Consider the following 2,486-nt stretch of genomic DNA (forward strand, 5'->3'; position numbering starts at 1 on the left):
CCGGTACAATACCGGGCTCATACCCTAGAGGCTGCCTAATGAAACGACCTGTCTAACTTTCGGGGGTCACTTCAAACGAGCCCATGACTTTTTATATGCAATATCATAAATAATCTGGGAACACTTTACAGCCCTTTTCTTGCTCCATATCATGTCCAAAGAAAATAATCGGATTTTCTTTCTTAACAACATCTTTTAAACGTTTTATTGAAGATAAAGCTAAATCCGGATCAAATCCAGCAAACGGTACTTCATCTTCAAAGTTTTCTTTCGTATATGATGCATCAATAGTTAGTAACACTGGACCTGATTTTTCCGTCTTAATTAATAATGACTGATGCCCTGGCGTATGTCCCGGTGTATATATTAATTGAACACCTGGCACTACTTCATAATCCCCTTCAATGATTTTATAGTTTAAATTCGGCAATATACATTCTTTCAAATATTCCTCTCTGTGGAGTGCTGCCTCATATTCAGCACGCTGTACAATAATTGGTGTATTTGTAAAAACGCCATTTCCTCCAGCATGATCAAAATGCAAGTGAGAACTAATGATATAAAGAAGATCTTCTGGCTCATATCCGGCACGCTTTAAAATATTTACGATCCTATCGTTCTCATTCATTTTAGGTAAAACTTGTCCTTCAACAAATGTACCTTTAAAAAGATTCTCATTATTAAGCGCACTTTCTGGCATACCTGTATCTACTAAAATAGGTCCCTTTTCTGTCTCCAAAAGATAACACCAAACAGGTAAGTTTAATAGTTTACCTGGTGTAAGTGTACTATTAACTGAAGAATGATCCAACATACAACGACCTGCTGGGACGAAATAAAGCTTCTTTACTGTCATTATGTATCCACCTTTATAAATAATTTAGGAAAAAACAATACAATATAATATTTCGCTTATTAGAAATAAACTCCTTCTCACCTTTCATTATTTCAACTATTATTTTTTCAATTGTTCATAACTTTTCATTACAAATTCAGTGATACTGGAAAGCCTATGCAGGAATTCAGTCCACCTTTAGGCACAGGATAAAAGTGTCACCTTTCCGTAGAAAAGTAAACGTCAAGTAACTTCAAAATACACAATAAAGGTTGATTTTAGAGTTACTTTTCCACATTGGTATACTTTGTCTTATTCTCCTTTTTTGGGGGATGGGCAAAAACACCCAAATAAAGCATTCTCAAAGTGGTTTGTTAAAAATTTGTTATATTGGGCTTAAAAAAAGGAAAGTAATATTTATTTGTAGAAAATTTTTAAGGATACAAATGAATGTAAAAATAGAATGACTATCTACGATAAAAAAGGGGGCACTTATATATGCTAACAAATGATTTAGATTTCCGATTAGAACCACGTTTAAAAGAACTGTATGAACAACATAAAATAAGAGCGCAGAAGATAGACTGGGGTTATCATGAGTTTTTACCATGGGATAAGGGAATGGACTTTAAAAGAGTTCCTTGGGATGAAAGTCAAGTTACTCTTCCTTCTGGTTTAATTACGGCCATTGAAACAGCTTTATTAACAGAAGTGAATTTACCATGGTTTACAACGTATTTATCTGCGACTTTTAAAGGGTCCCTTTCTGTTATTACAGATTTTATTCATACTTGGACCTCAGAAGAGGATCAACATTCGAATTTATTGGAGACATATTTACTGCTCACTCGAAGTGTGAACCCTAAGAGAATACATGAATTAAGAAAGTCAGTCGTTGAGGGTGGATTTGAGCCTGATTTTCATACACCAATCGAAGCAATGACGTATACGACGCTACAAGAACTTGCAACGATGGTGTTTTACAATAATGTAGCTAAGGTTGCAAGTAAGCACGATCCAGATCTTGCTACATTATTACGCCGTCTTGCAAAAGATGAAACTCTTCATTATGCGTTTTATCGAGACGTCATTCGAACACATTTGGAATTGGAACCTAATTATTGCTATCATATAGCCAATGTAATTAGGAATTTTAAAATGCCAGGTACTGTCATGCCTGATTTTGAAAATAGAATGGCTGTGATCGCAAAAGAAGCTAACTATGGACCACTACAATATTTTGATCAAGTACTTGATGTAGTGGTTGATTATTGGGGGTTAAAAGATTTAAGACCAATTGCACCTCTAGCTGAAAAAGCAAGAATTGAGATTTTGGAGTACCATACAAGATTAAAAAAAATACGAGATCGATTTGGTCGTTTTCAAGAGAAAACTGATCTACGTTAATTAGTAAAGGTTTGGGGATATACGCGGGGAAATTCCCCTTCCCTTTATTAAAAATCCGACACGCTCCCTATTATTTTGGTGCTGTTTTTACTTAATTTGATTTTTATATAAAAAGTAGTTGACGATAAAAACAATTTTATGATATTATAAAATATTTGATAAAAAACCACATATATGTTAAGGTTGAGAAGGTTACCATATATGGAGGTGGATTATATGTTTCAAATTGGCGATAACATTGTTT

At 34.2% G+C, this 2,486-nt stretch carries 2 protein-coding genes; one reads left to right on the forward strand and one right to left on the reverse strand.

The genetic code is table 11. The features are described from left to right. Positions 1-103 precede the first annotated feature (103 nt). Positions 104-856, reverse strand: a complete 753-nt coding sequence (gene aiiA, locus SB773_RS29695) for a quorum-quenching N-acyl homoserine lactonase AiiA (protein WP_410593788.1) — start codon at positions 854-856, stop codon at positions 104-106. Positions 857-1,333: 477 nt separating this feature from the next. Here aiiA and SB773_RS29700 point away from each other — a divergent pair, with 477 nt between their 5' ends. Then, on the forward strand, positions 1,334-2,242 hold the full coding sequence (locus SB773_RS29700; RefSeq protein WP_131246107.1) for an acyl-ACP desaturase: 909 nt from the start codon (positions 1,334-1,336) through the stop codon (positions 2,240-2,242). The last annotated feature ends 244 nt before the right edge of the window (positions 2,243-2,486 follow it).

The organism is Bacillus sp. SIMBA_074, assembly GCF_046534555.1.
In the GTDB taxonomy this organism is placed as follows: domain Bacteria; phylum Bacillota; class Bacilli; order Bacillales; family Bacillaceae_G; genus Bacillus_A; species Bacillus_A mycoides.

What these genes read in the sequence shown, in the direction of transcription:
- aiiA (WP_410593788.1), bottom strand. Translation starts at nt 856, where the DNA reads ATGACAGTAAAGAAGCTTTATTTCGTCCCAGCAGGTCGTTGTATGTTG.
- SB773_RS29700 (WP_131246107.1), top strand. Translation starts at nt 1,334, where the DNA reads ATGCTAACAAATGATTTAGATTTCCGATTAGAACCACGTTTAAAAGAA.